This is a genomic window from Serratia sp. DD3 (assembly GCF_000496755.2).
In genome coordinates this window covers 126,343-151,368 of sequence record NZ_AYKS02000118.1, presented here as the reverse complement: position 1 = coordinate 151,368, position 25,026 = coordinate 126,343, and the positions used below count along the sequence as shown (strand labels likewise).

General features: G+C 48.1%; 21 protein-coding genes and 2 pseudogenes. 10 read left to right on the top strand and 13 right to left on the bottom strand.

The genetic code is table 11. The annotated features are described in order from the left end of the window. Positions 1-2: 2 nt before the first annotated feature. From IO95_RS22060 to IO95_RS22040, 5 genes are all read right to left on the bottom strand, one after another. Positions 3-1,757 carry a bifunctional alpha/beta hydrolase/class I SAM-dependent methyltransferase gene (locus IO95_RS22060; protein ID WP_037384872.1) on the bottom strand — a complete coding sequence of 585 codons (1,755 nt, stop codon included), beginning with the start codon at positions 1,755-1,757 and terminating at the stop codon, positions 3-5. Continuing rightward, a complete protein-coding gene (locus IO95_RS22055) occupies positions 1,750-2,391 on the bottom strand; it encodes a 1-acyl-sn-glycerol-3-phosphate acyltransferase (RefSeq protein WP_023491146.1) in 642 nt (213 codons plus the stop codon). The genes IO95_RS22060 and IO95_RS22055 overlap by 8 nt, the downstream gene beginning before the upstream one ends. Before the next feature lie 4 nt (positions 2,392-2,395). After that, positions 2,396-3,310, bottom strand: a complete 915-nt coding sequence (locus IO95_RS22050; RefSeq protein WP_023491147.1) for a phosphatidate cytidylyltransferase — start codon at positions 3,308-3,310, stop codon at positions 2,396-2,398. Continuing rightward, a complete protein-coding gene (locus tag IO95_RS22045) occupies positions 3,310-3,912 on the bottom strand; it encodes a CDP-alcohol phosphatidyltransferase family protein (protein ID WP_023491148.1) in 603 nt (200 codons plus the stop codon). The genes IO95_RS22050 and IO95_RS22045 overlap by 1 nt, the downstream gene beginning before the upstream one ends. Positions 3,913-4,152: 240 nt before the next feature. Further along, positions 4,153-4,914, bottom strand: coding sequence for an IS5 family transposase (locus IO95_RS22040; protein ID WP_037384869.1), 762 nt, complete (start codon positions 4,912-4,914; stop codon positions 4,153-4,155). A 133-nt stretch (positions 4,915-5,047) separates the two neighbouring features. On the opposite strand from IO95_RS22040, the pseudogene IO95_RS22035 reads away from it, so the two are divergent. From IO95_RS22035 to dld, 3 genes and pseudogenes are all read left to right on the top strand, one after another. Then, positions 5,048-5,878: pseudogene (locus tag IO95_RS22035) on the top strand (IS982 family transposase). Positions 5,879-6,210: 332 nt separating this feature from the next. Next, positions 6,211-6,384 (top strand): hypothetical protein, encoded by a 174-nt coding sequence (locus IO95_RS25735; protein ID WP_160165614.1) that lies wholly within the window; start codon positions 6,211-6,213, stop codon positions 6,382-6,384. A 200-nt stretch (positions 6,385-6,584) separates the two neighbouring features. Further along, positions 6,585-8,279, top strand: coding sequence for a D-lactate dehydrogenase (gene dld, locus IO95_RS22030; RefSeq protein ID WP_037384866.1), 1,695 nt, complete (start codon positions 6,585-6,587; stop codon positions 8,277-8,279). Between the two features lie 188 nt (positions 8,280-8,467). On the opposite strand, the pseudogene IO95_RS22025 reads toward dld, so the two are convergent. Further along, positions 8,468-9,565 (bottom strand): annotated as a pseudogene (locus IO95_RS22025) (ISAs1 family transposase). A gap of 303 nt (positions 9,566-9,868) precedes the next feature. Here IO95_RS22025 and pstS point away from each other — a divergent pair. The 5 genes from pstS to phoU all read left to right on the top strand — a co-directional run bounded on the left by pstS (position 9,869) and on the right by phoU (position 14,405). After that, the gene (gene pstS / locus IO95_RS22020; protein ID WP_023490509.1) at positions 9,869-10,909 is read left to right on the top strand and encodes a phosphate ABC transporter substrate-binding protein PstS; all 1,041 of its coding nucleotides are present in this window, start codon (positions 9,869-9,871) and stop codon (positions 10,907-10,909) included. Positions 10,910-10,997: 88 nt separating this feature from the next. Further along, the gene (gene pstC, locus IO95_RS22015; protein ID WP_023490510.1) at positions 10,998-11,954 is read left to right on the top strand and encodes a phosphate ABC transporter permease PstC; all 957 of its coding nucleotides are present in this window, start codon (positions 10,998-11,000) and stop codon (positions 11,952-11,954) included. A 7-nt stretch (positions 11,955-11,961) separates the two neighbouring features. Then, entirely contained in the window at positions 11,962-12,837 is an 876-nt protein-coding gene (gene pstA / locus IO95_RS22010; RefSeq protein ID WP_037385002.1) for a phosphate ABC transporter permease PstA, read from the top strand. A gap of 53 nt (positions 12,838-12,890) precedes the next feature. Continuing rightward, the gene (gene pstB, locus IO95_RS22005; protein WP_369794340.1) at positions 12,891-13,661 is read left to right on the top strand and encodes a phosphate ABC transporter ATP-binding protein PstB; all 771 of its coding nucleotides are present in this window, start codon (positions 12,891-12,893) and stop codon (positions 13,659-13,661) included. A 12-nt stretch (positions 13,662-13,673) separates the two neighbouring features. Next, on the top strand, positions 13,674-14,405 hold the full coding sequence (phoU, locus tag IO95_RS22000; protein WP_023491302.1) for a phosphate signaling complex protein PhoU: 732 nt from the start codon (positions 13,674-13,676) through the stop codon (positions 14,403-14,405). Positions 14,406-14,485: 80 nt separating this feature from the next. Here phoU and IO95_RS21995 read toward each other — a convergent pair whose 3' ends face one another. Genes IO95_RS21995 through IO95_RS21980 form a run of 4 tightly spaced genes read right to left on the bottom strand, consistent with a single transcriptional unit; the run spans position 14,486 to position 18,878 of the window. Then, the gene (locus IO95_RS21995) at positions 14,486-15,931 is read right to left on the bottom strand and encodes an NAD-dependent succinate-semialdehyde dehydrogenase (protein WP_023491300.1); all 1,446 of its coding nucleotides are present in this window, start codon (positions 15,929-15,931) and stop codon (positions 14,486-14,488) included. Further along, positions 15,928-16,974 carry an aldo/keto reductase gene (locus IO95_RS21990; RefSeq protein WP_023491298.1) on the bottom strand — a complete coding sequence of 349 codons (1,047 nt, stop codon included), beginning with the start codon at positions 16,972-16,974 and terminating at the stop codon, positions 15,928-15,930. Before IO95_RS21990 ends, IO95_RS21995 begins: the two co-directional genes overlap by 4 nt. Positions 16,975-16,984: 10 nt before the next feature. After that, a complete protein-coding gene (gene fae, locus IO95_RS21985) occupies positions 16,985-17,488 on the bottom strand; it encodes a formaldehyde-activating enzyme (RefSeq protein ID WP_023491297.1) in 504 nt (167 codons plus the stop codon). Between the two features lie 28 nt (positions 17,489-17,516). Beyond that, complete coding sequence (locus IO95_RS21980; protein ID WP_023491296.1) at positions 17,517-18,878, bottom strand: MFS transporter; 1,362 nt, start codon at positions 18,876-18,878, stop codon at positions 17,517-17,519. A gap of 347 nt (positions 18,879-19,225) precedes the next feature. Here IO95_RS21980 and IO95_RS21975 point away from each other — a divergent pair, with 347 nt between their 5' ends. Beyond that, positions 19,226-20,128: a LysR substrate-binding domain-containing protein gene (locus IO95_RS21975; protein ID WP_023489084.1), complete on the top strand. Its 903-nt coding sequence runs from the start codon at positions 19,226-19,228 to the stop codon at positions 20,126-20,128. On the opposite strand, the gene yieH is transcribed toward IO95_RS21975, so the two are convergent. Beyond that, a complete protein-coding gene (yieH, locus tag IO95_RS21970; protein ID WP_023489083.1) occupies positions 20,118-20,783 on the bottom strand; it encodes a 6-phosphogluconate phosphatase in 666 nt (221 codons plus the stop codon). The genes IO95_RS21975 and yieH overlap by 11 nt on opposite strands. 273 nt (positions 20,784-21,056) lie before the next feature. Here yieH and IO95_RS21965 point away from each other — a divergent pair, with 273 nt between their 5' ends. Continuing rightward, positions 21,057-22,394: an NCS2 family permease gene (locus tag IO95_RS21965; RefSeq protein ID WP_023489082.1), complete on the top strand. Its 1,338-nt coding sequence runs from the start codon at positions 21,057-21,059 to the stop codon at positions 22,392-22,394. A gap of 79 nt (positions 22,395-22,473) precedes the next feature. On the opposite strand, the gene IO95_RS21960 is transcribed toward IO95_RS21965, so the two are convergent. Together IO95_RS21960 and IO95_RS21955 are read right to left on the bottom strand one after the other, a co-directional pair. Next, on the bottom strand, positions 22,474-23,526 hold the full coding sequence (locus IO95_RS21960) for a hypothetical protein (RefSeq protein WP_037384997.1): 1,053 nt from the start codon (positions 23,524-23,526) through the stop codon (positions 22,474-22,476). Positions 23,527-23,986: 460 nt separating this feature from the next. After that, positions 23,987-25,021 carry a virulence RhuM family protein gene (locus tag IO95_RS21955; RefSeq protein ID WP_023489080.1) on the bottom strand — a complete coding sequence of 345 codons (1,035 nt, stop codon included), beginning with the start codon at positions 25,019-25,021 and terminating at the stop codon, positions 23,987-23,989. Positions 25,022-25,026: the final 5 nt, after the last annotated feature.

The following is a 25,026-nucleotide window of genomic DNA, read 5'->3' as shown; positions in this document are numbered from 1 at the left end:
GCTTAGCGACGCACCGCCAGTGAAACAGTAAAAATCCCCCACTGATCAATTAACTGGGCACATTTATCAAAACCGGCTTCTTGCACCAAGGCATCCATTTCCCCTTGGGTACGTACACGCATTACCCACGCCTTACCATCTTTATGGCTGGTGAGGGACCAGGCGATGGTTTTTAACTGCGGATGCCACGGTTGCCCGGTGTAGATCAATATCCCCCCGGGTTCAATGGCCTCTGCCAACCCAGCTAACGAATTACGTACCAGTGTATTTTCAGGAAATAGCTCGTAAAGCCCAGAAACGATACCCAGCGTTGGGCGTGGCGTTAATGCAGCCAGTTCATCGCGGTTAAAAGCGTCACCACGTTCAAAATGGGCCTTATCTTCCATGCCGCGTGAAGCGATCATTTCCTGTCCTTTCTCGACATTCAGTTCACTGTAATCACGCAGGAGAATATGACTGACGAGGGGTTCACTCGCCAACGCATCCAACACATAGCGACCATGCCCGGCGGCAACATCCACTACACGCACTGGCGTCCCTTGTGTGGCCAACTGCGCTACTGCTTGTTGGATAAGTTGCTGCAGATGAAGTTTACGCTGACGGATCCCTTGCCAACCAATGCTATTGAGGTAGTTCTTATCGATTTGCCGACCTAGCCAGTTACTTCCTTGTGGTTGGTTACGATAGACATAATCCAGGGTGCTACCGGAATCAAAACCAGTCTCAAACCCTAACTTCACGCCAGTTGACTGGGTACCCAGCATTTTCATGCCATAACGCATTGCGCGATAAGCCACATCATCGAGAGAATAGGGAACCGGGCCGCCACTGAGCATTCGCCAAGTATCAGCACTTGGGCTCCAGCGGTCTTCATTACTGTAATCGAAGCGTTGCGGTGGCAAGGCGTACAGGGTGTCGATAAAACTGCGCATTTTGTCGAATGCGATGTGGCGATCCCGCTCACCGAGCGTGTCATGATAAAAACCAGGGAGGATGTGCAATTCTTTTAATTGGCTGCGTAACCCCTGGTAGAAATCCAATTGCGGCTTGCGGTGGACAACATGGTCATTGCCGGAAATCAGTAACTGTACTGGTAGGGTAATTGCAGCGGCGTCGCGTACTACGCGTTCCGCAGTACGGTAGAGATCAAGCAATATATTGACGGCGATTGGCCGGGTAACTAAAGGATCATGATCAAAGCTGGCTACCCGCTCGGGGTCGTGTGTCAGGTATTTGCCTTTGACGTAAGAGTTGACGAAAAACAACCCGCGCAAACGGTGCAAAAGTGCCAGCCCGCTACGTGCAAACGGTACATACAACTTAACCTTAAACGCGGGTGATGCCAGCACCAAGCCGCGAATGGCTGGCGCATAGTCGTGTACCCAGGTCGCAGCCAGTACCGCCCCAACGCTTTGTGCTACCACGGTAATATTCTCCAGGGGCACATTATTTTCGGTAGCAACAAAGCGAACAAATTCATCCATATCCTGTACTGAGCGGGTCAGCGATGGGCTGTAACCGCGTTGACCTGGCGAACGCCCATGTCCCCGTGCATCCCAAGCATAGAATGCGCTATCCGGCATAGCTAATTCATCAACAATGTGTTGCATACGCCCAGAGTGCTCATGGCCGCGATGGAACAAAACGATGATTTTATTTATTTCGCCGTTTTCCTGCGCTGGCCAGTGGCGATAAAACAGTTCAGTCTGGTCGCTGGTCAGAAAACACTTTTCGTCTGGCGTACGGGTATTAATCATGGGATTCATTTCCTTGAGTCTCCTGCCGGAGTTGTAATAAACGCTGTAATAGCGCTTCCTTAAACTGGCTCTTATCCGGGTGAGAGTACAGTGGCTCACCTACATTGACATCAATAAACAACGGCAAAGGAATGCGGTTGCCTTTTGCCATAACCTGTTCTGTCCCTTTCAGCCAGATGGGGATAATCGGTACCTCCGGCAGACTTTGGCTAAGATGCCACAGCCCTGATTTTAGTGGTGCCAATTTTCCTGGTTCACCACGGCTACCTTCAGGAAACAAGATCAGAATCTTATTGTCGCGTAATGCTTGTTCACAAAGTGCCAGTGGATTGGTTTCCCCTCCTTGGCGCGAGACCGGGATAATATTGAGAATATTAAGCGTAAACCACGCCAACCAGCGGTTACGCAGAAAATAGTCTGCAGCGGCCACCGGGTGGACATTGTGTTGTTGATGAATTGAGAACAGTGATAACAGCGTAAACGCATCCATATGGCTGTTATGATTTGCCACGATAATCGCCGGCCCTTGTTTGGGCAGTCGTTGTGGGTGTTTTACTCGTAGCCCAAGCCATAACCAAATTACCGGCCAGACGATACAGAGTGAAAATAGTGTTTTGAGAAGTTTTTTCACCATAATGTCAGTAATAGAAGTAACGAATAAAGTGGAAGAAAACCGGGGCGGTGAAGATCAGGGAGTCCAAGCGGTCAAGAATACCGCCATGGCCAGGGAGCAGTGTTCCGCTATCTTTTACACCGATATCGCGTTTGATTGCTGACATCACAATATCACCGCAGAACCCCGTCACACCAATAATCAACCCGGCCAGCAGCGCCATATTCCAGCTTAATGGGGTGAGTAGCGGGCCAAGCAATACCGCCGCCAACGTGGTGCTGGCGATGCCACCGAGCAAGCCAGCCAGGGTTTTATTTGGGCTGACTTTCGGCGTGACTTTAATCCGCCCCAGAGATTTGCCCCACAGATACTGTGTAATGTCGTTAAATTCTGTCAGACCGACCAGAAATAGCACCAAAAGGGCCCCTGTTTGCTGGCCATTGGCAGGGAGAACCAGCAAAAAGGCCACATGACTGAAGGCAAAGACCGTAGTCATCAGGCCCCAGTGTAACTGCGACACACTGCTTAGAAAGCTATGCGTATCGCCAGAAATCACCATGCGAGCGGGAAGGAATAAAAAGACATAGACCGGAATAAACACAATGAACATGCCATACCAGTTAGCGCCAATCAGCCAATAGTTGATGGGAATGGCGATAAACATCCACAATATGGGCATCCGGTCAGAATATCGGGAGGGAATCAGGGTCAAATATTCCTTCAACGCTATAAAACTGACCAGCGCGAAAAAAGTCAATGCCAGCCAGTGGGGGCTGATCATCGCCAGGGAAAACAAGATGATAATGACCCACCAGGTACGGATGCGCAGCGTTAATTCACGCCAGTTTTTCTCTGGGCGCAACCAGACCAACAGCCCATTAATGAGGGTAGCGATCAGTAACAGGGCAAAAATAACGGCCAGGGATTTTTCCAGCAACATTATTGCGGCTCCTCTACCAAGGCGCTACGGCAGCGATTGATGACCGTCCAGACCAGTAATAACGTTGCTATGCCCCACACCAGATTGTTCCAGCTAACCAGTTGCGGCCAGATAGCCAGCACCAAACCCCAGGAACCAAACATCAACGCCCGGTCACTTTTACCCAGTGGCCCAGCATAGTTACGTGTCCCGTTAATGGTTTGTACCAGAATTCCACAAAATTCGGTTAACACCATGATGAATAACATCACCAGTACCAGCGGTGCGTTACTGTTTGCGAGAAAGATAAAAGGCAGATATAAGGCAACATCAGAAAGGACATCACCTATTTCATTCAGTATCGCCCCGAGGCGGCTTTTCTGGTTGCACTCCCGGGCTAACATGCCATCCAGTGCATTGAGCGCCATACGGATAAATAACACAATCGGAAGCAGATAAAACAGACCAGGTTGCGGAAATAGCATCAGTATTCCGCCAACCAGAAATGAGAGCACCATCGCGGCCAGTGTGACCTGGTTGGCTGTTACATGATGTTTTTCCAGACAATACATTATTGGACGTAACAAGGCCTGAAAGGCAGGCTTAATCCTATAGAGTGTCATTATCATTCCCTGGTATTGATACCCTTCATACTACTTGGGTGTTGGCTATAGTTACACGCCTCATTCAGGAGGCTTGTGCCCGTATCAGGGCAACTGAAAACAGCGTTCAAGTCTGCTTCAGGCGGACTTGAACGCACCAGTCACATAGTTATCTATCACATGGTTATCTATACTCTTTTTATCTTAAAACAGGGGAAATATGAAGTTAATTAGGGCTTGTTGATCTTTGCTGTTCATCATTCAGCCAACCCACATTGGCAGCCACATGAGGCAACAAGCCAAAGCTACTGTACTTGCGTAATTTCGGGCTAACTTATCGTATCTTGTGGCTACTGAGCGGTAATGCTTTAACCTGGCAAAGGCATTCTCTACAAGGTGGCGATATTTGTACAAACACCAGTCAATATCGCCATTCCCAATCTTTGAGTTCCGTTTGCGGGGTATGGTCGGTATTCCCCTTTTCTGCCGAACCTGCTCACGGATTTTCTCACTGTCATACCCCCGATCTGCAATAACATGCTCTGCATCTGGCAACCTATCAAGTAATTCCGGAGTAGCTTTACTGTCATGAACTTCACCGCCCGTGACAATGAAATCTATCGGTAAGCCACAACTATCAACAGCCATATGGATTTTCGTCGTGTTGCCACCACGGCTTTTTCCTATAGACTCTTTGCCCTCAGAGCAAGCGCCTGTCGCATGTTGATGGGCTTTAACAATGCTACCTTCTATAAATTCCCATTCTAAATCAGCCAATTGCCTAAGCTCGACAAAGAGTTGCATAAGAATGCCTTTCTTTGACCACAAGTTAAACCGCCGGTAGATGGCACTCCAATGTCCAAAAGCGGCTGGAACATCACGCCAAGGGCAGCCAACCCGCATTTGATACAAAATCCCTTCTAAAGTATTTCTATGTTCTGGCTTGTCATAGACGCGACCCGTTCTCAGCATTAAGCGGATTAGCTTTGACCAGTATTCATCTGTTAATATCGTTCTTGGCATGTTGGGCTGTCGTGGTTAGTTTTTGGCGAAAGTAATTATACCAGTCCTTCATGCCGCCTAATAATCCACCACGAAAGATCAACAGCCCCTAGTAGAACTCTTCTGTGATGTCGATGATTTTTGCAGGGTCTTCATCCCATTATGGGAACAGCAGTGCCTGGAGAACGGTAGTCGCAAACGGCGGCGTTCTTCCCGCATGAGTCCCAGCGAGATAATGACCATCCTTATTGCTTTTCATATGTCAAACCACAGGAATTTCAAGAGTTTTTATCTGGGGATCATTTGAATGTACCACCGTCAGGATTTTCCGGAACTCCTCAGTTACACCCGCTTTTTAGGCGTCATGTCATCGGTCATGGTGCCCTTATGTAGCTATTTTACATCGATTAAAGGACAACCGACGGGGATTGAATTTATCGACTCGACCAGCATCAAGGTTTGTCACAACATTCGTATCCCACGCAATAAGGTCTTCGATGGAGTAGCCAAACGGGGAAAAGGGACGATGGGTTGGTTTTACGGTTTCAAATTACACATTATTGTCAACTACTTAGGTGAAATGGTGGCCGCCAAGCTGACCACAGCCAACGTTGACGACCGGGTCCCTGTGAAGGAATTGGCGGAAGGCTTAACGGGCCAATTGTATGGAGACAAGGGCTATATTAGCCAGGCTTTGGCGGCAGAATTAGCTTCTGAAGGTGTAAATTTTATCACGGGTGTACGTAACAATATGAAAGCGAAAGCGCAATCCGCGTGGGATAAGGCAATGTTATCAAAGCGCTTTATCATTGAGACTATCAATGACCAACTAAAAAACATCTCACAAATAGAGCATACACGACACAGGAGTTTGCATGGTTTTATGCTGAATATGGTATGCGGACTGGTCGCGTACTGTTTCAAAGAAGATAAGCCATCAATCAAGTTGAGCCATCCCGAAATGATGGTGCTGATGACGGCTTAACCAGATCTCAGGTTAATTATACCAGTCCTTCATGCCGCCTAATAATCCACCACGAAAGATCAACAGCCCCTAGTTTTGGCACAGTTTATGTGTTTGTTTGCTCCTTGGGTTTAAAGCCCGTTCCCCGACTGATAGCTGATCAATTGAGCAACGCATTTGAACCCTGAACAGTTGTCCTGTCCGACCTCATTTCGTATAAGCAATGGGGTAATAATGAGTCTGCCAAATCCACTCTGTGTGGGAATTGATGTGTCTATATCCAAGTTCAATGAAGTTGCAGGTAGGAGGCAAACGAGAGAATCCCGATGATCTTACATGGGTAAGTGATTCGGGTGAACGAGTGTAGTCAACACCGCTGCAGCTTCATTGGCGACGGGTATAAAACCACGCTGGATGTTGCCATCGGTATGGAGATTTCCCTGTTTACTGTCGGTAACAACCTTGATGGTTTCGATGGCATTATGCTGGGGATGATATCGCTTACCGCCTACAATCAATTCGCATGATTTTGGGTATATTTATCATCAAACCAAAATTAATGCTCCAACGCCGAACACCTCACCACTGAGTAATTTGCATGACGCTACGACTCATTAATAATTTTTACCATTTGTTGTTTGTTGTCAGACAACGTAACTTAGACTGGCTTGCTTACATTAATGCAACAAACACTTAAATTTCTATGAACAGGAAGAGGAGTGACATGATGTCATACACAAATCAGGAGTTTATCAATCAGCTAAAAAATATTGTCGGTAGTTCTCAACTGCTCACCAGTGAAAACAGTACCGCTCGTTATCGCAGAGGATTCCGCACCGGCGAGGGCAAAGCTCTGGCAGTGGTATTTCCCAGCGGTTTGTTGCAACTCTGGCAGATTTTACAATTATGTGTTGCTGCCGATACAGTTGTGATTATGCAGGCAGCAAATACCGGCCTGACTGGCGGCTCAACACCGTTTGGCGATGATTATGATCGTGAAGTGGTGGTTATTAATACGCTGCGGCTCGACCATCTGCATCTATTGGATCATGGTAAGCAGGTTGTCTGCTTCCCTGGAAGTACACTTGCCGGGTTGGAAAAAAAACTCAAGCCTTACGATCGCGAACCTCATTCTGTGATCGGATCTTCATGCATCGGTGCTTCGGTGGTGGGTGGTATCTGTAACAGTTCAGGAGGTTCGTTAGTAAAACGTGGCCCAGCCTATACTGAAATGGCGTTGTACGCCAAGTTAGGCGCTGATGGTCAACTGCAGTTAGTCAATGAGTTAGGGATTAAACTAGGCAATACGCCGGAAGAAATCCTTACTCGATTAGAACAACAGAATTACCAACCAGAAGATATAGAGTATGGCACGCTAAGAGCGTCAGACAATGAATATGTTAGTCGGGTACGTGATGTTGATGCAGATACGCCTTCTCGTTTTAATGCAGACAAACGCCGTTTATATGGCGCCTCTGGTTGTGCTGGCAAACTGGCGGTATTTGCTGTGCGCTTAGATACTTTCGCCAAAGAGGGTATTGAACAGGTGTTCTATATCGGCACCAACAATACGGCGGTGTTCACCGAATTGCGGCGCCATATACTCAGTAAATTTGAAAACCTGCCAGTAGCGGGTGAGTATATGCACCGCGACATTTTTGATGTTGCTGAGCGTTATGGCAAAGATACATTTATGATGATAGATAAGTTTGGCACCGAACAGATGCCTCGTTTCTTTACCCTGAAAGGGCGTATGGATACCTATCTGAATAAAGTGCCATTTCTGCCCCGTAATCTTGTCGACCGCATGATGCAGAAAATAAGTGGTTTATCCCCCAACCATTTGCCAATAAGCCTAAAAGAGTACCGCGAACGCTTCGAACATCATCTTATGCTCAAAATGTCAGGCCCAGGGGTAGCAGAAGCACAGAATTATCTACAGCATTACTTTACCCAGGCTGACGGTGACTTCTTTGTTTGCACCGAAGAAGAAGGCAAAAAAGCATTTTTGCATCGCTTTGCTGCAGCGGGGGCTGCCGTGCGCTACCAGGCGGTGCATGCCGATCAGGTACAGGAGATTTTGGCGCTGGATATCGCGTTACGTCGCAACGATTCCGAATGGTTTGAAACCTTGCCACCAGAGATCGACAACAAGCTCCTTAAGAAACTATATTGCGGCCACTTTATGTGTCACGTTTTTCATAATGATTACCTGGTGAAAAAAGGAGTAGACAGCAAGGCATTAAAAGAAGAAATGTTGGCGCTCATTGACCAAAGAGGTGCGGAGTATCCTGCCGAGCACAATGTCGGGCATATGTATCAGGCCAAAGCCGATTTGCAAGTATTTTACCAAGAAGCCGATCCGACCAACAGTTTTAACCCTGGTATTGGTAAAACCAGTAAACAGAAATATTGGGGATAAAAACAAGATACTGTTCCATTACAGGAAAAGGGTTAAGTAGCAATGAATTGATTTTTAAGCAGTTCAAGGATGAACTGCTCTACTGGGAATATTCCTGGTGGCCAGACGACATGACTGCAGCTTGAATATCGACGTGTACAGAACTTGAGTGAGGATCGGTCAGGGCGGGAGCATACTTTGCTTGTTATTTAACCAAAGAATAACTGAGCCCGATAATTGTCATCCCAACCTGCCTTTTTTAGCTTGTTTCTCTGACTCGGCGCACCACAATTGCTCTACTTTATGATATTCAGAACAAACCGCCGGAATAGCGCCATATTCTCGACCGCATCCTCCATCGCTATTCTGGAGGCATCTTCATTGAACACCACATCAAGAATGTAATGCTGGCTGTTCTCGATCCGCCAGTGTTGACGAATATAGTGCCCGAGCAGCTTGTGTTTGGGGGATAACGAGCTGACATAGTAGGCGGTCTCTACCGTTCCTTTTCCGTTGGCGCTGCGGTGACGCTCAACGGCGATGATGCTGCGGATTGTCGGCCATTTCTCCGCCAGCTCGGGCGGTAATTTTGATTTTAATTGAAAGACATAGCGCTCTTCTTGGCGGCCATGACCATTCTCTTTGTGCTCGACGATTATCTTCTCTTTCTGTGCGTCAAAGAGTGCCTGAAATTGCGATTGAACGGCTTGATACAGCTTCGGTTGGTTCTTCTTTACCTGAACCACCACATGTGCCTTCTTCTCGCTGATTTTCTCCAGCGTCTCACGCTGACAATGCAAGGCATCAAGCGTCACAACGGCGCCTTTAAGCTCAAGAATTTCCAGCATTTCTTTGACCGTTTCGAGTTCCCCTTTCTTATTTGGGGTTGTTTTCTGGCTTAAAACCAAACCATTTTCGGTATCGTAGGCTGTGACCAGTTGCAGAGCTTCGGCGGCATTTCCGCGGTAGGAACCGCGCAACACCTTGCCGTCAAAGGCAATGATGGGTTTGCCCTGATGGGTGCGCTGTTCATTGACCCAGCAAAGCAACGCTTCAAGCAGGGTATCGATGACAATGCAGCGCAAAATGCGGGCAATGGTGTGACGGCGCGGGATGCCGTTGGCAAAAGGTCGATACTGACGGAGCCAATCGGCCTTTGAATTGCCATAGGTCTCTATGTCCCGCCAGCCTTCGGCACCACTCATGATGGCGCTGATGACAAGAAACATGACGTCAACAAGGTCATGTTTACGATTGATGTCAGAGCGGGTTTCTTCAACAAGGGTAAGGTGTTCAATCAACGTCATCGAGCGTGCCTCCTATATGGAGACGTGATTAGATCACAGACGATCTGCCCGTTCAAGCTTCATTAACAAAGTGCGATCCCGCCCTGGAGGATCGGTAGGGTTTTACTCAGCTGATATTTTGCATGATGTTTTTTAATATATTGATAATAAAACAAAAAACAAAAAATCCAATCATTGTCATATAACTGTAATATTTTATACATTTTACTGTCATGAAACTGTCCTATTTTCCTTCAATCAGCAATACTTTATTTGACTCAAACAGCCCGAAGTCGATTTTTAAATATCCCATTAGGAGGGATCATGAAACTGATGCGTACCACTGTCGCCAGCATTGTCGCAGCGACTATCTCCTTGGTCTCTGTATCTGCATTCGCTGCTGCGAGCTTGACCGGTGCAGGTGCGACATTTCCCGCTCCGGTTTATGCCAAGTGGGCAGATTCTTATCAGAAAGAGACTGGCAATAAAGTTAACTATCAGGGGATTGGTTCCTCTGGTGGTGTGAAGCAAATTATTGCTAACACCGTTGACTTTGGTGCTTCCGATGCTCCTCTGTCTGACGATAAGCTGGCTGCCGATGGCCTGTTTCAGTTCCCAACCGTGATTGGCGGTGTGGTACTGGCTGTCAACATCCCAGGCATCAAATCCGGTGAACTGACTCTCGATGGTCAAACCCTGGGTGATATCTACTTGGGTAATATCACAAAATGGAATGACCCAGCGATCACTAAACTGAACCCAGGCGTTAAGTTGCCAGATCAGAATATTGCCGTGGTACGCCGTGCAGACGGTTCTGGTACTTCTTTCGTCTTCACCAGCTATCTGTCTAAGGTTAATCCTCAGTGGAAAGAGAAAGTGGGTACCGGTTCAACGGTTAAGTGGCCAACCGGTTTAGGTGGTAAGGGCAATGACGGTATTGCTGCATTTGTCCAACGTTTACCTGGTTCTATCGGTTATGTAGAATACGCTTATGCCAAACAGAATAATCTGGCCTACACTAAATTAGTCTCTGCTGATGGTGAGCCAGTGAGCCCAACCAAAGAGAGCTTTAGCGCTGCAGCCAAAGGTGCCGACTGGAGTAAAACCTTCGCTCAGGACTTGACCAACCAAAAAGGTAATAATGCTTGGCCAATTACTTCCACTACCTTTATTCTGATGCACAAAGAGCAGAAGAAACCAGAGCAAGGTACAGAAGTACTGAAGTTCTTTGATTGGGCCTATAACCAGGGTGCTAAACAGGCTCTTGAACTGGACTACGCTATACTGCCAGATGAGGTAGTTGAGCAAGTCCGTGCAGCTTGGAAGACCAATATCAAAGACAGTTCTGGTAAAGCATTATTCTAAAAACACAAGAGGTGTGGTATACACCTTGCCTGATGTGTCGGGGCTCAGTAAGCTGAGCCCTTTAAGCTTTATAACAGAAGAGTAATCTATGGCTGGGCCTAAACCGACCATTAAAGCACCGAGTAAAAACGGTGACATTATCTTCAGCGCGCTGGTTAGACTGGCCGCGCTGATTACCTTATTGCTGCTGGGCGGCATTATTGTTTCGCTGATTATTGCCTCCTGGCCAAGTATGCAGGCGTTTGGTTTCGCTTTTCTGTGGACCAAAGAGTGGGATGCACCCGCTGAGCAGTTCGGTGCCTTAGTCCCTATTTACGGGACGTTAGTCACCTCTCTGATTGCCTTGATCATTGCGGTCCCGGTCAGTTTTGGTATTGCGCTGTTCCTGACGGAACTCGCCCCTAATTGGCTTAAGCGCCCGTTAGGTATCGCCATTGAACTGTTAGCGGCGATCCCAAGTATTGTTTACGGTATGTGGGGTCTGTTCGTGTTTGCTCCACTGTTCGCCCAATATTTCCAGACTCCGGTGGGCAATGTCCTTTCTGGTATTCCGATTGTTGGTGAATTATTTTCTGGCCCGGCTTTCGGTATCGGTATTCTGGCTGCCGGGGTGATCCTGGCTATTATGATTATTCCTTACATTGCCGCAGTTATGCGTGATGTATTCGAACAAACCCCGGTAATGATGAAAGAGTCCGCCTACGGTATTGGTTGTACTACCTGGGAAGTGATTTCGCGTATTGTCTTACCGTTTACTAAAAATGGGGTGATTGGCGGTATTATGCTGGGTCTGGGGCGAGCTTTGGGGGAAACCATGGCAGTCACCTTCATTATCGGTAACACCTACCAACTCGACAGTTTCTCACTGTTTATGCCTGGCAACAGTATTACCTCAGCATTGGCCAATGAATTCGCTGAAGCGGAGTCGGGGCTGCACACCTCAGCATTAATGCAACTGGGGCTGATCCTGTTTGTTATCACTTTTATCGTCCTTGCGCTGTCAAAACTGATGGTTATGCGCTTGGCTAAAAATGAGGGGCGTTAAAGTGACCATGTTGGATTCTGTAGAGCTGGCGGAAAGCCGCCGTAAAATGCAGGCTTGGCGCCGCCAGAAAAACCGCATTGCACTGTTCTTGTCACTGGCGACGATGGCCTTTGGTCTGTTCTGGTTGGTGTGGATTCTGTTTTCTACCATTACCAAGGGCATCGATGGTATGTCGCTGGCGTTATTCACCGAAATGACGCCACCACCCAATACGGCCGGCGGCGGTTTGGCTAACGCCATTGCCGGTAGTGGTTTGCTGATTCTGTGGGCGACCGTCTTCGGTACACCGTTGGGCATCATGGCAGGCGTTTATCTGGCGGAATATGGCCGTAAATCCTGGTTGGCTGAGGTGATCCGCTTTATTAACGATATTTTGCTGTCTGCGCCGTCAATCGTGGTGGGGTTGTTTGTTTACACCGTGGTGGTGGCTAAAATGGAGCACTTCTCTGGATGGGCGGGGATTATTGCCTTGGCTTTGCTGCAGATCCCGATTGTGATCCGCACCACCGAGAACATGCTCAGACTGGTGCCCGATACGTTGCGTGAGGCCGCTCATGCACTGGGAACACCCAAATGGCGTATTATTTCTGCCATTACCTTGAAAGCTTCTATCTCCGGTATCATTACCGGTGTATTACTGGCTATAGCACGTATTGCAGGTGAAACAGCGCCATTGCTGTTTACCTCGCTGTCAAATCAGTTCTGGAATACCGACCTGATGCAGCCGATTGCCAACCTGCCAGTGACCATCTTCAAGTTTGCCATGAGCCCGTTTGCCGAATGGCAGCAATTGGCTTGGGCAGGCGTATTGTTGATCACCCTGTGCGTACTGTTACTGAATATCCTGGCGCGTGTGATTTTTGCCAAGAAAAAGCATTCATAAAAATTTAAGCGCCGTTGGTTCGGCGCGGTGAAAAGAGAGAAGTCTTGATGAGTATGGTTACTGACGCTCCCAGCAGCAAAATTCAGGTACGCGATCTGAACTTTTACTATGGCAAATTCCATGCGCTGAAAAACATCACCCTGGATATTGCCGAGAATAAGGTAACGGCCTTTATCGGCCCATCGGGTTGCGGTAAATCAACGTTGTTACGTACTTTCAACAAGATGTATCAGCTATATCCAGAGCAACATGCCGAAGGCGATATTATATTGGATGGGCAAAATATTCTGACGGATAACCAGGATATCGCCTTACTGCGTGCCAAGGTGGGCATGGTGTTTCAAAAGCCAACACCGTTCCCGATGTCGATTTATGACAATATTGCTTTCGGTGTACGTCTGTTTGAAAAGCTGTCCCGTGCAGATATGGATGAGCGTGTTCAGTGGGCGCTGACCAAGGCGGCACTGTGGAATGAAACCAAGGATAAGTTGCACCAGAGCGGTTATAGCTTGTCTGGTGGTCAACAGCAGCGTTTGTGTATTGCGCGTGGTATTGCCATTCGGCCAGAAGTGTTATTGCTGGATGAGCCGTGTTCGGCACTTGACCCTATTTCAACTGGTAAAATTGAAGAGTTAATCAGTGAACTGAAGTCTGAGTATACCGTGGTTATTGTGACCCATAATATGCAGCAGGCGGCACGTTGTTCTGACTCCACCGCATTTATGTATCTGGGGGAGTTGATCGAGTTCAGTGATACTGACACCTTGTTTACTGCACCGCAGAAAAAGCAGACTGAAGATTACATTACTGGCCGTTATGGTTGATAAGGGTGCATCATGGACAATCTGAATTTAAACAAACATATTTCTGGCCAGTTCAACGCAGAGCTTGAGTATATCCGCACCCAGGTGTTGACGATGGGTGGGCTGGTTGAACAGCAACTGAGTGATGCTATCACGGCGATGCATAACCAGGATGGTGAGCTGGCTAAACGGGTGATCGAGGGTGATGCCAAGGTCAATATGATGGAAGTAGCCATTGATGAAGCCTGTGTGCGTATCATTGCCAAGCGCCAGCCAACCGCCAGCGATTTACGCTTGGTGATGGCGATTATCAAGACCATTTCTGAACTGGAACGTATCGGTGACGTTGCAGATAAAATCTGCCGTACGGCACTGGAGAAATTTTCTCACCAGCATCAACCGCTGTTGGTCAGCCTGGAGTCTTTGGGGCGCCATACCGTTCAGATGCTGCATGATGTGCTGGATGCCTTTGCGCGTATGGATCTGGATGAAGCGATCCGTATTTACCGTGAAGACAAGAAGGTCGATCAGGAGTATGAGGGTATCGTGCGCCAGTTGATGACCTACATGATGGAAGATTCGCGTACCATTCCCAGTGTATTGACGGCGTTATTCTGTGCCCGTTCTATCGAACGTATCGGTGATCGTTGCCAGAACATTTGTGAATTTATCTTCTATTTCGTCAAGGGCCAGGATTTCCGCCATATCGGTGGGGATGCACTGGACAAATTACTGGCAGAAAGTAAAGGCGAGAAAAAAGAGTAATTTTATTAAAAAATTACTGTTAATGGCGCTGGAAACAGCGCCTTTCTTTTGTTTATCGAATTCACAACAGTTTATCGAATTTACAGCAGTTGGCCGATATTGACGTATTTGGTTTCCTGATATTCATCCAGGCCGATATCCGCCCCTTCGCGCCCCAGGCCTGACTCTTTCACCCCACCAAAAGGGGCGACCTCAGTAGAAATAATCCCTTCATTAATACCTACCATGCCGCTTTCCAATGCTTTGGTAACACGCAAGGCGCGCGCCAAATCACGGGTATACAGATAAGCCGCTAACCCAAAGGGGGTTGCGTTAGCTCGGGTGATGACTTCATCCTCATCGGTAAAGCGGAAACAGGCAGCCAGCGGGCCAAAGGTCTCTTCCTGCGCTAACCGCATCTGCTCTGTGGCGTTAGCCAACACCGTAGGTTGGAAGAATGATCCCCCTAAGTCGGCGCGCTTACCGCCGCACATCAGCTTCGCACCTAACTTCAGGGCGTCCTGTAGGTGTGCCTCCACTTTTTCTACTGCTTTGATATGGATTAGCGGCCCTTGTTGTGCTCCTGGCGTCATACCTGAAGCAACCTTTAACGCTTTTGCGGCATCCGTCAGTTTCTGGACAAAGCGGTCATAAATACCGTCCTGAATGTAGAAACGGTTAACACATATGCAAGTCTGCCCGCTGTTGCGGAATTTGGCGGCCATTGCGCCGGCAATGGCTACATCAAGATCGGCATCATCAAACACGATAAAAGGTGCATTACCGCCCAGTTCCAGAGACAGCTTTTTCACTGTATCTGCTGCTTGGCGCATTAATAACTTACCCACCGGCGTTGAACCAGTGAAAGAAATTTTACGCACTAGCGGGCTCGCCATCAGTGTTTCACCAATGGCGACGGTATCGCCGGAAACCGCATTAATCACCCCGGCTGGAACCCCGGCTTGTTGGGCTAATACAATCAACGCGAAAGCGCTGAGCGGAGTTTCATTGGCTGGCTTAATCACCGCAGTACAACCAGCCGCCAGTGCCGGGCCCAATTTGCGTGTCAGCATGGCTAATGGAAAGTTCCATGGCGTAATGGCCGCAATAACACCCACCGGCTCTTTAAAGGTGAGGATCTGATTGCCATTTTTGGTTGCCGGGATGGTTTTGCCATAGGCACGTTTAGCCTCTTCGGAAAACCATTCAATAAAGCTGGCGGCGTAAGCCACTTCGCCGATGGCTTCGCTGAGGACTTTACCTTGTTCGGTCACCATCAACTCAGCCAGTGCTTGTTGATGCTGCATGATCAACTGGAACCAGCGTCGCAAAATTTCTGACCGTGCTTTGGCGGTTTGAGCACGCCAGGCCGGTAGCGCCGCCGCTGCTGCGGCAATGGCAGCTTCAGTTTCTGCACGGCCAGCCAGGGCAACATCAGCAATTTTTTCACCACTGGCGGGATTATCGACGGGATACGTTTGTGGGGTCGTTTGCCACTGGCCATTGCAATACCAACCGGTACGCAGTAAGGAGGCATAAGCTGTCATGCAATATTCCTTGTTTCTAGGTTATCCACTGCAAAAAAACCGCGTGCTGGGCGGCTGTCACGCAGAATACGCTTGCCCGCGGTGTAGTCATTAATGACATCGCAAGGGGTGTAATTACGCTCCAGCTCATGCTGTTCTTCGTCATTGAGCTGGGTATCTAGTGCGGCAATGGCACTGTTGATCTGTTGTATCGAGTCGGCACCAACTAACATACAATCTACACCTGGGTGGTTAAGTACCCAGGCTTGAGCGACCTGTGCTGGTGGTATACCTCGTTGCTCAGCCACCCGGCTAACCGACTGCGCTATGTTAAGCGAAGTCGCATCAGCATACATTTCTTGGGTAAAAAAATCGGTCTTGTTGCGCACAGAGTTGAAATCGCAACTTAATAGCCCGCGAGCCAATGGGCTGAAGACTGAAATACCCAACCCCTGATCACGGCAAAACGGTATCATTTCACGCTCTTCCTCACGGTAAGCACAGTTGAGTTGCAGTTGCATATTAATGGGTTTGGTATAGCCATTACGCTCGCAATACCATAGGATTTTGGCTAACTGCCAGGTATACATGGTCGATACCCCAACATAGCGAGCCTTGCCAGAATGGACGATATCATTCATCGCTGCCCAGGTTTCTTCAATGGGGGTATTCACATCGAAGTAATGCAACATATAGATATCGACGTAATCGGTGCCCAAACGCTGCAAACTGGCATCGATACTGGCCATGATATGTTTACGTGAATGTCCCTGGTTGTTGAACCCCGCGCCAATCGGGTAGCCTACTTTGGTGGTCAGCACCAGTTCATCACGATTGGCAATGCGCTTGATCACCCGGCCCACCACTTCTTCACCCGCACCACTGGAGTAAAAATCCGCTAGATCAATAAAGTTAATCCCGTTTTCCAAAGCATGGCGGATCAGCGGTTCACTTTGTGCCTCATCGAAAATCCACGGTTTCCACTGTTTACTGCCCATATTCATGGTACCCAAGCACAAACGAGAAACTTTCAAACCACATTGACCCAGATTAATGTACTGCATGCTTCCCTCCTCAGGCTTTTGGGGTGTAGAACGGATTGCCCAACTGTGGCAGGGCTTCAGTCAATTGGTGGCGGGTCGGCAGTTTTTCCATTGCCGCCTGAATAGCTTGGGTACAGGCGAGGTAGTTGTTGTGATAGACCTCGTCAATATTGTTGCAACTGGGGTTGACCCAGTTAGCGGTGACAATACACCATTCATCTTCAGCCTCTGCGGGTAGGGTTCCTGACAGTAGTGCTTCAGTCACCGCCTTAGCGATAGCGGCTTGTGAGGCTCCCCAAGTTGAATTGCCGTGTAATTCACCGCTAATTTCCGCTTTATTGACATACAGCGTCATGGGTTTAGCCGGTACGTTAGGTTTAATTACCACCATAAATGGGCAGTGACCCTGGCTGGGGGATGCCAAGCTGGAAGAGAAAGCCTGGCCGACGACACCATTACGCGGTCCGATCATGATATTGATATGCGAGGCATTTACGCCGTTACCTGCAAACCCTTCTCCGATATACATTTCCACTTAAAGATCTCCTGTTTTTAACATAATGTTATTTAGCCACTGTGGCTAACGTGTTCTCTGTTTGAGGTTGCGAGCCCTGGGCGGCATCCACCAGGGTCAGTCCCTTGGTTTCTGGTGCCCAGGCAATGGAAACAACGGCGCCAATCATCAAGATAAAGGCCAGAATGGCGGTAGTCGTCGGCATGCCGAAATGCACGATAGACAGAGGCAACAGGCCTGTGCCAATGGCGGAGCCTAATCGACTCATGGAGGTTGAAAACCCCACGCCCATGGAGCGGACTTCGGTAGGGAAGCTTTCAGCGGGGAAAACGCCTACCAGATTACTGACTGCTGACATGACTAATGTAAAGGCGGCAAAAATGGCGATCAGCCAGGTTGTTTGGCTACCAGGAAGAATACTTAGCATCACCAGGCAGGCTGCGAGGAAGATAAACGAACCAATCAGGAAACCACGGCGTGAGCAAATCACCGTCAGAACAATTCCCAGCAAGGCTCCGACGATCAACAAGCCGTTAAGCAGCAGGTCAGTGGAGAAGTTATTGTCTAGCCCCATCACCTGCAAAATAGAGGGCAAGAAGGTATAGATGGCAAAGTAAGGGATCACCAGACAAACAAAGAACAGGCTGTTGAACGCGGTACGGCGACGGTATTTAGGCCCAAATAGTGACAAAAAGCGTTGTTTTGATATCACGGGGGCTTCATCAATCAACAGGACATGGGGGCCGAAGTATTTATGTACTATCGCCATGGCTTGTTCCCGTTGTCCTTTCCCCATCAACCAGCGCGGTGACTCCGGTGTACCGATACGCATTAACAGAATTAGCAGGGCGGGTATGGCAGAAGAGGAGAGCAACCAGCGCCAGGCATCGGGCCCTAATGCCGTTAGAAAATGGCCAGCAAAGCCCGCGGCAACATAGCCAAAGGTCCAGATCACACTGAATGAACCGAGTAATACACCTCGATGCTTACGGGGGGCGAACTCGGCCAGCATGGTGTGTCCTACTGAAAAATCCCCTCCTAACCCAATGCCTACCATCACTCGTAACAGAAACAGTTGTTCCGGTGTGGTGGCGAAGAACTGCAGGGCAGAGGCCAGCGTGATAACCACAAAGCTGAAACTGAAGATTTTCTGGCGGCCAATATAATCAGAGATCCAGCCGAGGACCAAACTGCCGATAAATAGCCCAATCAGTGCAGAACTACCAAGCAACCCCTCCCAAAAAGGGGTGAGGCCCATTTGTGGTTTGATTTGTGCCAAGGCGAAGCCGATAACACCGAGTACATAGCCATCCGTAAAATGTGCACCAAAGGTTAGCCCGGCGATTTTGATATGGAACCGATTTAACGGCACATCATCCATACGGATGGATTGTTGGGTTAAAGTTTGCATTTACCTGTCCTCCTGTTGGGAACGGTACGGGTATACCGTTGGTCGGTATTGCTAATTGATTTTTCCTACTCCCATGCATTGACCTTTATGAGTGCCAAAGATGAGAGGAGCGAGTCATCAATTGGCAATGTGAAATGCCTTGATGTTATTTTTTTGTTTTTATTTGGTTGCTAATGTGAGCATAAAGGAAGCGATAGGCGAGTGCGTTTTAGTCATACCCCTCAGCAGAGAATGCATGTGACTCACCTCTGGTTTTATGGAAATAAACGCTGCAAGGGATAAAAACATGCATCAAATTAATAACATGTAATTAACAAAGCGATGTCTGTTGGCGAGGTAAATGGATTGTGAGAAAGCTCCCATCACTCAGCATGTTGCGTGTTTTTGAGGAAACTTGTCGGACATTAAGTTTCAGTAAGGCGGCTGAAGCACTATTCATTACTCAGAGTGCAGCCAGCCGACAAATGAAACAGTTTGAAGAGTTTCTCGGTAAGTTACTGTTTGTACGTAGTCATTACGGTTTGTCACTCACGCAGGATGCCATGTTGTTATTGCCCGTAGTGCGGCAAGCGCTGGATATTCTGGAAGAAGGGATATGTCATGTGCGATTACACAATCCATTGCAGCACTTAAGGTTACAAGTCGCGCCTACTTTTGCTACCCGTTGGTTGGCTCCACGGCTAGTCGAGTTGCGTCAACACAACACCCAGTTACAAATTGCGTTAATCAGTGAGGCTCGACAAAAATATTGTGATTTTGATTGTGCAGTGCGCTTTGGTCGATTGACCGACAGCATTAATGGGGAATGGTTATGCCATGAACAGTTAGTGCTGGTGGGAAGCCCATTATTGATGATCAATGGCGTGTTTCCGCCGCTCAATAGTCAGCCGCAATTACATATTCTTGATGGTGATAGCCGGATGGACACTTGGCAACGCTGGTTGGATGCAGCGGGTCGCAGTGAAGTACAAGATCGTGGGGGATTGGAGTTTAGTACACAGGATCAGGTCATCAACGCCTGTATCACCGGGGCTGGCTATGCCGTATTGGATAAAATGATGATCCATAATGAACTGCATGGTGGCTTGCTGATGTTGTTTTCACCATTGGCAGTTAAGAGTACCCATGGCTATTGGTTGGAGATCCCTCCTGGTAAGCGGGAATTACCACGGGTGGGTTATTTTCGCGATTGGCTATGGTCGGAAATTAGCCGGGCAGAACCGGCTAGAGCATTGGTCGTTAATGGGTAAGTTGCCAACCACGTTGTTGCCACAGAAGGGGTAACTGTGACAGATGGTCAAACATGGTCACCAGAGGATGGTCGATGGGTTTATTGTGTGGATCGGCACAGAAGTAGAACACCGGGATCCCTGCAGCAATACCCGCCTGTGCACCCGCGGCAGAATCGTCCACCAGAATGCAGCGCTCAACCGCCACCTGCATTTGCTGGGCAGCATGGAAAACGATGGCCGGATCGGGTTTCCAGCGTTGGATATCGTAACCGCTGAATAATCGGTCATCGAAATAGGAAAGCATCTGGGTCAGCCCCAGCGAATGTTGCATTTTGCTGACGGGCCCGTTGGATACAGTACATATAGGGGCTTTCATTTGTGCCAATAATGCTTGCGCACCGGCAATGGGTTGCAGCTCGGCATCGAACAGGCGTGCAACCTCTTGGCGATAGATCGGTTCTAATTGTGTTTGCGGCAGAGTCACGCCCTGTTCGGCACTGATTTTTTCGATGATTTCGTTGAGTTTTACCCCTTTGTATTTTTTAAATATTTCTTCTAGCGAAACCTCAATATCATAATGGGCAAACATATGCACATAAGCCTTACTGCACAACACTTCACTGTCTACTAGCGTGCCATCACAATCAAATAAAACACATTCAACCTGACTCATTGGAATATCTGCCTTCGGCTAACTGATGATGGCTGTCACTTTAACTGGATTATTTATCTCCGTCATCATGCAAGCTGAAGGGGAATGTTTTAGCGGTTGCCGCCCAGTGTCATTTACCGCTAACGGTTATGGCTGATGAATATGAATAAATACAATCTGTTGAATTTTTTAGCCGTACAGATGGCGAAAAAAAGCGATGGGTGAGATCAAAAACCCTATTTTTTGTTATAGGATAGCAACCGACACTTCATCCCCCTGTTCGGAATACTGATAATGAGCAAACAAGACATCAGCCTTGATGCTAATCAAGGCTTGCTTGAGCGCGTTTTTAAACTCAAGCAGCATGGAACCACGGTACGCACGGAAACGATTGCCGGAATCACCACTTTTTTAACCATGGTCTATATCGTGTTCGTCAACCCGCAGATCTTGGGGGCGGCGGGTATGGATACTCGAGCGGTATTTGTCACTACCTGCCTGATCGCTGCTTTTGGCAGCATTTTTATGGGTCTATTGGCTAACTTGCCGGTAGCTTTGGCACCAGCAATGGGCTTGAATGCTTTCTTCGCGTTTGTGGTGGTGGGTGCGATGGGCATTTCATGGCAGGTTGCGATGGGCGCTATTTTTTGGGGGGCTGTCGGTTTCTTTTTACTGACGGTATTCCGTATCCGTTACTGGATGGTAGCCAATATCCCACTTAGCCTGCGCGTGGGGATCACCAGTGGTATTGGCTTGTTCATTGCCATGATGGGGTTGAAAAATGCCGGTATCGTGGTCGCTAATCCTGATACGCTGGTGGCGGTAGGGAACCTGACTTCTCACAGTGTTCTGCTGGGTGCGCTGGGGTTTTTTATCATCGCCGTTCTGGCCTCGCGTAATATTCATGCCGCGGTGCTGGTTTCCATCGTGGTCACCACCTTGATCGGTTGGCTATTGGGTGATGTACAGTATGCTGGCATATTCTCTATGCCGCCAGATATCACTACCGTTGTCGGTCAGGTGAATATTACCGGGGCACTGGATCTTGGCTTGGCTGGGGTGATTTTTGCCTTTATGCTGGTTAACCTGTTTGACTCATCCGGTACCCTGATTGGGGTGACCGACAAGGCGGGGCTAACCGATGAAAACGGTAAATTCCCACGTATGAAGCAGGCGCTGTATGTTGATAGTATCAGCTCCGTAGCAGGGGCATTTATTGGTACTTCTTCAGTCACGGCTTATATTGAAAGTTCTTCTGGTGTCGCTATCGGTGGTCGCACCGGTCTGACCGCCGTGATAGTCGGGCTGTTGTTCCTGTTGGTGATTTTCCTGTCGCCATTAGCTTCGATGGTGCCGGCTTATGCTGCTGCGGGTGCTTTGATCTATGTTGGGGTTCTGATGACCTCCAGCTTGGCACGCGTAAAATGGGAAGATATGACTGAAGCGGTTCCTGCCTTTGTTACCGCCGCTATGATGCCTTTTAGCTTCTCGATTACTGAAGGGATTGCGCTGGGCTTTATCTCTTATTGTGTGATGAAGCTGGGTACTGGTCGTTGGCGTGAAATCAGCCCTTGTGTGATTGTCGTGGCGCTGTTGTTTGTGCTCAAAATCGTGTTTGTTGATGGGCATTGATCAAAAAGAATAAGCGGTGCTTGAGCACCGCTGGTTCAAGTCGTCAATCATTGCAGCAGTAAGTATCCCCGTTTTTCTATCAGGCTCCCGGTGATGCATCGGCGCTTTTGCCCATCACCCAACGCAATGGTTGCTGGAAGTGTAGCGGCCAGTTTCCTTGTGTATCTTCTCTCAGGTTAAAACTTGCCGTCTTGGTCAGATTCTGATTACTGAACAGGTTGGTAAAATGCAGAGCCAGAGCTTTGCCATTAAAGTTTTGATGGCCATAATAGGCGATCATAATGCGTTTATTCTCTGCTAATGAATATGATGCTGGCGGGATTTTCCCTTGTGGTGTAATCAGTAAAGCGCCGGCGTAAAATTGCGGGTATTTTGCCATCAGATTACCCGCGTGCAGCGCGCCTTGGCCGCGAGCGGTAAGGTAGACCTGATGAGGGTTAAGCTTCAGTTTAGGGGTGAGCTCCTGCAGGGTACGTTGAATCGCGCTATGGGTGCTCTCTTCGCTATCGATAGACCAGCGGAAGCTATTCTCGGCAAGCATTTGAGTACCGTTTAACTCAATATAGGCAACACCTGCTTCAGCAAAAAGCAATCGATCTTTAGGGGTGATATTAGCGGCTCTGCCATAAGGGTGCAGGTAGATAACGGTTGGCCAACCGGTGGCAGGAGGTGAGCCATTCGGGACAGAATACTGTGCTTTACCCTCAAACGGCGAAGCATATAGCTGATAGCGTGTTTTGGCCTCAGCGAGGATGGAACGATAAGTCTCACTTTGCTGAAGGCTATTGAATGCGTTGTTTTCCAGCAGATTATAGTAATACCACAATCCCCGTTTGGCACTGAGTTGCAAATAGTGTTCCGCCAGTTCTGTTTGGCCTTTTTGTGCAGAGGTAGCGGCCAATTGAAAAGGAACCCAGACATTGCGTTTATCTTCGTGTATCAGTGACAGATACAATGGCATCGTTTCTGCTTTTTTGTCCTCCAGGCTATGGACAGATCGCGGCAATGGCATCATCAGTGAGCTATTGGCTGGCAGGTTCAGCGGTTCTTCCCCGGGGGGATAGCGCATTTCGCTGGCAAGTAATGGACTGGTGATAAAAAATAGCAATAGAGTAAAAATAACAGCATGCATAATATTATTGCTTTGTTTATTAAGAACATTAATTCTAATAGTGATTAAAAATCGGCACATTGGGTTGATACTCCCCTTTATTCAGGCTGAGGTTGTCAGCCATCGAGCGAGATCCCCTAAAGGGTCGAGTTATGCAACCGACACTCACTTGCGGCTTGAATAATGACGGATATCGATAACTCCTACGTCAAGATTGTGCCATACCAATAGTAAATTTGTTTTGTAAAATTTGCCCAAAAAACAGTGCAAAATATCGACAGCTTGGTTAATTTATTGTTTTATAAAAACATATCATTGTAATAATAACCAAGCGAATGAGTAAAAATGTGATCGGGTGCGAACACCCATAGCGGCATAATTGGTTGGTAAGATTGAAGGTATTGGCAGGATAAATGTCAAAACCGAGAACGATGGAACCGATATTGATGTCGGTTCCATGGCTTGTTCAACCTAGGCAGTGTTATTTGTCTTTTTTAACGATTGCCTTGAGGGCCGCGATATTGGCAAGTGCGCCTTCGGCTTCTTTTAAACGGCGACGTTGTTCTGCAAAGCGGTCAAACTCCAATTTCGCCTTGTCATCAGCATCCTTTTTGGAGATTTTTCCCGCTCCGCTTAATACGTCCCGATCATTAAAATTTAAAAACTGATCCAGCTTATCGGCCCAATCTTGCAAGAACACTTGTTTGCGGCGTAGTGCTTGGTCCTCGGCAAAGTCGAGCCACATGTTGACGATGCGATTAAGCTCTTTGATTTCGTCTTCACGCAGATAGTTTTTCGCGATGGTGACATCGGTCTTACGCACTTCATCGCCTTTATAGCTGGTTAAGCCTATGTCCGGCTTATTGGCATCCACACGGCTCGCGATAAGCTCAGCGGCCGTCATATGCGTACAGGCATAATGCAACTTGTTCTGGATGATCTGGAAGAAGCGGTTGGTCTCTTGGTTGGATGGCTCGTAATCGGCAGCCATAGTAAAGATTTCTTTGACTCGCAGATAAACACGACGCTCACTCGCTCGGATATCGCGAATGCGTTCCAGCATTTCATCAAAGTAATCTGGTACCGCAGAATGACCAACGGGGGGATTTTTCAGGCGCTCGTCATCCATAGCGAATCCCTTTATTAGGTATTCTTTCAGGACTTGCGTTGCCCATTGGCGGAACTGCGTACCTCGTTGAGAACGAACCCTGTAGCCAACAGCCAAAATTGCATCGAGATTGTAGTGATCGATTTCGCGAGAAACTTGACGAGTTCCTTCCAATCGAACTATCCGGAATTTCCGGATAGTTGCGTTTTGTACAAGCTCACCCTCGTTGTAGATATTGATTAGATGTTCATTAATTGTGCGAACATCTTTATCATAAAGCTCAGCCATTGCAGCCTGAGAAAGCCACAATGTATCAGATTCAAATCGGCACTCGACGCGTGTTTGGCCGTCAGCAATTGTAAACAGGACAAATTCGCCATGCGGAGCTTGTGGGGTGTTATCTGTCATTGAAT